The organism is Ramlibacter sp. 2FC, assembly GCF_005503345.1.
In the GTDB taxonomy this organism is placed as follows: domain Bacteria; phylum Pseudomonadota; class Gammaproteobacteria; order Burkholderiales; family Burkholderiaceae_C; genus SCMQ01.
On sequence record NZ_SCMM01000108.1, the window covers coordinates 1 to 5,045 of the forward strand.

The window sequence follows — 5,045 nt, forward strand, 5'->3', positions numbered from 1 at the left end:
CATGGTGCACCGCTCGTCGCGCCCCGTGCGGGCGCGTGGATTGAAACTCGTCCAGGCCCTCGGCATCGTAGCCATCGGCCTGTCGCGCCCCGTGCGGGCGCGTGGATTGAAACGTAGTTCTGCACACCGCCAGTGAAGCGGCGGCGGGGTCGCGCCCCGTGCGGGCGCGTGGATTGAAACATCGCCGCGGCAGCCACGGCGCCCCTGTGCTCGGTCGCGCCCCGTGCGGGCGCGTGGATTGAAACAAGGACAACCAGGGCGAGCCGATGAACGAGAACGCGTCGCGCCCCGTGCGGGCGCGTGGATTGAAACTGATTGCGCGGGATTGCGTTGGTGGCGGCACCGGGTCGCGCCCCGTGCGGGCGCGTGGATTGAAACAAGGCTGGAGAGGAGTTCCACCACGACGGCGAGCTGTCGCGCCCCGTGCGGGCGCGTGGATTGAAACACCGTGACAGGGGCATTCTCTGCCGTGCCTTGGAATGTCGCGCCCCGTGCGGGCGCGTGGATTGAAACAACGACCTGCACGCGCGACAGGGCCTGGAGGCCGTGTCGCGCCCCGTGCGGGCGCGTGGATTGAAACGTTCACCGGGCGCTCGCCCAGCCGCGGCTTGATGTGTCGCGCCCCGTGCGGGCGCGTGGATTGAAACATCGAAATGACCGCCGACCAATTCGCCGCCCTCGCGTCGCGCCCCGTGCGGGCGCGTGGATTGAAACCGTTCGCTACCCAGGAGCACCGCCTGCGCGAAAACCGTCGCGCCCCGTGCGGGCGCGTGGATTGAAACGTCGGGAGCATTGGCGGCCAGGATCAGGGCCAGGTCGCGCCCCGTGCGGGCGCGTGGATTGAAACACCAGGTCACTGCCATGGGCGTGGGCCATGTTGGGTCGCGCCCCGTGCGGGCGCGTGGATTGAAACACGTCCTGCTCGGGATTGACGTAGTCCCACTTCGGTCGCGCCCCGTGCGGGCGCGTGGATTGAAACAAGGAGAACAAGCACCAGTACGGCGTGAAGGCCAGGTCGCGCCCCGTGCGGGCGCGTGGATTGAAACTGGGCGACGTCCACCGGTGTGGAGGGGCAGACGAGTCGCGCCCCGTGCGGGCGCGTGGATTGAAACGTGCCGTGGGCGATGAAGCGGTCGAGCTGCTTGGTCGCGCCCCGTGCGGGCGCGTGGATTGAAACTCGCATGGCCGCGGTCAGCAGCTTGATTCGCGACGTCGCGCCCCGTGCGGGCGCGTGGATTGAAACGACCAACACCCGGGCGAGGTCGCAGGGATGCGCCGGTCGCGCCCCGTGCGGGCGCGTGGATTGAAACAATGCCGACCCCTGGGCGGCGCCGCCGCCCCCGGTCGCGCCCCGTGCGGGCGCGTGGATTGAAACGCCGCCGTGCAGGTGTTCCTGTGCAACTGGCGCGACGTCGCGCCCCGTGCGGGCGCGTGGATTGAAACAGGCCATGCTCCACCACCCGGCGCATGCGCGCGGTCGCGCCCCGTGCGGGCGCGTGGATTGAAACCAGCTGCACCTGATCGCCGCCGGCATGGGGGTCACGTCGCGCCCCGTGCGGGCGCGTGGATTGAAACTTCGCCAACGTGCACCTCAACGACCTGGACCAGTGTCGCGCCCCGTGCAGGCGCGTGGATTGAAACTCGGCGGCCTGCTTGCTGAACATGTCGAACTGGGTCGCGCCCCGTGCGGGCGCGTGGATTGAAACTTGGTCATGACGCCGGCGGCGTCGACCTCGACGTGTCGCGCCCCGTGCGGGCGCGTGGATTGAAACCGGGCAATCCAGCGCCTCTATGGCCCAAAACCCGTCGCGCCCCGTGCGGGCGCGTGGATTGAAACTCCAGTTGGCGCTGCAGCCCCTCCAGGTAGCGCTTGTCGCGCCCCGTGCGGGCGCGTGGATTGAAACAGGGATGGCGTCGATGGTGTCGACGGTGAATGGCGTGTCGCGCCCCGTGCGGGCGCGTGGATTGAAACAGGCCAGACGAACAGATCAGGCTGCGGCTGCTTGTCGCGCCCCGTGCGGGCGCGTGGATTGAAACGACGGCGTGTTCATCACCGTGCGCGGGAATGAGTCGGTCGCGCCCCGTGCGGGCGCGTGGATTGAAACGAATCCAAGTCTCTCCACCAACCACAAACCCGGCAATGGTCGCGCCCCGTGCGGGCGCGTGGATTGAAACGAGATGAAGCCAGCCACGACCATGCAGCGCCTAGGTCGCGCCCCGTGCGGGCGCGTGGATTGAAACTCGGTACGGATGATGGCCTGCTCGCCGAAGCAAGTCGCGCCCCGTGCGGGCGCGTGGATTGAAACCTGGGAGCCGCAGCATGAGCGACCCCACCGAACGTCGCGCCCCGTGCGGGCGCGTGGATTGAAACCTCGACATCGCTTTCGCGGACCACAAAATGAACTCGTCGCGCCCCGTGCGGGCGCGTGGATTGAAACGTCGACAACATCACCGGAGGAATCTTGAGAGGTCGCGCCCCGTGCGGGCGCGTGGATTGAAACCTTTCTCATCCAGTTCGACCATCGCCACGTCAAGGGTCGCGCCCCGTGCGGGCGCGTGGATTGAAACGAGACCCTGCACGATACGCTGCAGGGCGCACATGTCGCGCCCCGTGCGGGCGCGTGGATTGAAACCAAAGCAGCGCGTCATAGCCATCGCGCGCTGCCTGTCGCGCCCCGTGCGGGCGCGTGGATTGAAACTCGTTCGCCGGTTTGCGTGTGTGATGGATCAGGTGGTCGCGCCCCGTGCGGGCGCGTGGATTGAAACATGGAGACGGTCGAAGAGCCGGATGGACCGTATGCGTCGCGCCCCGTGCGGGCGCGTGGATTGAAACCCTCGGCGATGCTCAACGTTGACGCCCTACTTGGTCGCGCCCCGTGCGGGCGCGTGGATTGAAACATCACTGGGCACCTGAACGGCCAAGAGCTTGTCCCGTCGCGCCCCGTGCGGGCGCGTGGATTGAAACACCCTCAAGCGCACCATTGCCCGCTGGGCTCAGGTCGCGCCCCGTGCGGGCGCGTGGATTGAAACCCTGTAGGTACGGCGGCCGAGACGGACACAGCTGGTCGCGCCCCGTGCGGGCGCGTGGATTGAAACGTAAGGAGGTGGGATGGCATCGATAAACGAAGCGGTCGCGCCCCGTGCGGGCGCGTGGATTGAAACTCCATTTCCTTGCTTGAGATCTCGAAATTGACCCGTCGCGCCCCGTGCGGGCGCGTGGATTGAAACGCCACAAGGACCTGACCCTGCGGCCCATGTACGAGTCGCGCCCCGTGCGGGCGCGTGGATTGAAACTCGCCTACATAGGCCGGCTCTCCGTTGGCCCAATCGTCGCGCCCCGTGCGGGCGCGTGGATTGAAACACGGCGTCATGCGCGGCGCGCAGGTGTTCCGGCGTCGCGCCCCGTGCGGGCGCGTGGATTGAAACACCTGCTGCGCGGTTACTTCTCGTGGGCGGCTACCGGTCGCGCCCCGTGCGGGCGCGTGGATTGAAACGCCTCGCGCCAGGTCGCCATGCTCGGGCCCCACGTCGCGCCCCGTGCGGGCGCGTGGATTGAAACCCATACGTAGCGCTTGGACTCAACGCACCACTCGAGTCGCGCCCCGTGCGGGCGCGTGGATTGAAACGACAAATTACTGGCCGACGACTGAAGGAGATCGTGTCGCGCCCCGTGCGGGCGCGTGGATTGAAACAGGAAGCGGATTCCCTTGCGCGAGGCATCGGCCGCGAGTCGCGCCCCGTGCGGGCGCGTGGATTGAAACTGCTGGCCTGCGATCGCGCCCGTGGATTCATCCCAGGTCGCGCCCCGTGCAGGCGCGTTGATTGCGGCTGTTGCTGTCGGTGGGGTCGGCGCTGGCCAGTGACGTCGCGCTCCGGCCAGCGGCGTCAGACGCGGATGATCTCGCCCTTGAGCGCGTAGAGGATGGCGATCACGTCCTTCTTCGCCTCCTCGTCCACGCCGTTCTTGTCCAGCGCCCCGACGATATCGTCCATCACCGCCAGGTACTCCTGCTCGCTGATGTTCATGCCCCTGTGGGCCTCGGGCATGCTCTTGCCGGTGTAGGCGACGGGACCGCCCGAGCCCGCGCTGAAGAACTCGAGCGCCATGCGCTTGAGGTGCGCCAGGTCCTTGACGTTTTCGAAGCGGGTCTTGACGACCGGGTTGGCCAGGTGCGCGGCGACGACATCGTCCACGAGTCGGGCCATGCCTTCGGCGCCGCCCAGGCGCTGGTACAGGGTGGTGGTCATGCTGAGTTCCTTTCGGCTGACGAGGGTGAATGGATAGAGGCCGCTCAGGCCGCCGGGCCGGCCATGCGCCAGATCAGGATGGCCAGCAGGAGCGCAACGGCCATGCGGACCGCGGCGTCCGCGCAAAGATGCCCGATGCCCCACCAGAGCGCCGGCCAGATCGGGCGGGTGTACGCCAGCAGGCCGCCCGCGGCGAGCAGCGGGAGCGCGCCCAGCGTGGCATGGACGCAGCAGGCGAGGGCCAGCCCGAGCAGCCAAGGCGTCAGGCGTCGCCACGGGATGCGCTCAGCTTCAGTCATCTTTTCTCCCAGGACATCGCTGCTGCCAGGCCCCAGCCTGCCGAAGGCAAGCTTAGGCAGGCCGGGGCCCGCCCGCTTGGCGCCGGGGTGGGGATTTGGTGGAGATTTGATGGAGACCAGGGGCCGCCGTATGATTTCGGCTGATTCGGTGAAGGAGTCGCCGGTGCTGCTGACGTTCAGGGACTGCGTGATCGACACCCGCCTGTACGCCTTGCGCTGCGGCGGCCAGTCGCGCCAGGTCGAACCCCAGGTGTTCAACCTGCTGGCCTACCTGGTGCAGCACCGCGACCGCATCGTCAGCCGCCGGGAGCTGCTGGACGCGCTGTGGCCCGGCAAGGTGGTCAGCGAGTCCGCCCTGACCAGCTGCATCAAGGCGGCGCGCCACGCGGTGGGGGACAGCGGTGACGCGCAGCACTGCATCGCCACCGCTCAGCGGCGCGGCTACCGCTTCGTCGCAGAGGTGCAGGAGCATGAGCCCCCCTCCGCCGCCCCGCCGCC

General features: G+C 68.2%; 3 protein-coding genes and 1 CRISPR repeat array. Of the genes, 1 reads left to right on the forward strand and 2 read right to left on the reverse strand.

Translation table 11 applies throughout. From position 1 onward, the window contains the following. The first annotated feature begins 15 nt into the window (after positions 1 to 15). Positions 16 to 3,829: direct repeats of the CRISPR family, unit length 32 nt; unit sequence GTCGCGCCCCGTGCGGGCGCGTGGATTGAAAC. Positions 3,830 to 3,885: 56 nt separating this feature from the next. Continuing rightward, positions 3,886 to 4,248 carry a group I truncated hemoglobin gene (locus FFS10_RS22595; protein WP_137896848.1) on the reverse strand — a complete coding sequence of 121 codons (363 nt, stop codon included), beginning with the start codon at positions 4,246 to 4,248 and terminating at the stop codon, positions 3,886 to 3,888. A gap of 44 nt (positions 4,249 to 4,292) precedes the next feature. Then, positions 4,293 to 4,547 (reverse strand): hypothetical protein, encoded by a 255-nt coding sequence (locus FFS10_RS23090; protein WP_171016205.1) that lies wholly within the window; start codon positions 4,545 to 4,547, stop codon positions 4,293 to 4,295. 130 nt (positions 4,548 to 4,677) lie between these two features. On the opposite strand from FFS10_RS23090, the gene FFS10_RS23095 reads away from it, so the two are divergent. Next, positions 4,678 to 5,045 (forward strand): winged helix-turn-helix domain-containing protein (locus FFS10_RS23095; RefSeq protein WP_171016216.1); only part of this gene is annotated, 368 nt, incomplete at its 3' end.

Excerpts from the sequence above, each read along its gene's own strand:
- FFS10_RS23090 (WP_171016205.1), bottom strand. The coding sequence starts at position 4,547 with ATGACTGAAGCTGAGCGCATCCCGTGGCGACGCCTGACGCCTTGGCTG.
- FFS10_RS22595 (WP_137896848.1), bottom strand. The coding sequence starts at position 4,248 with ATGACCACCACCCTGTACCAGCGCCTGGGCGGCGCCGAAGGCATGGCC.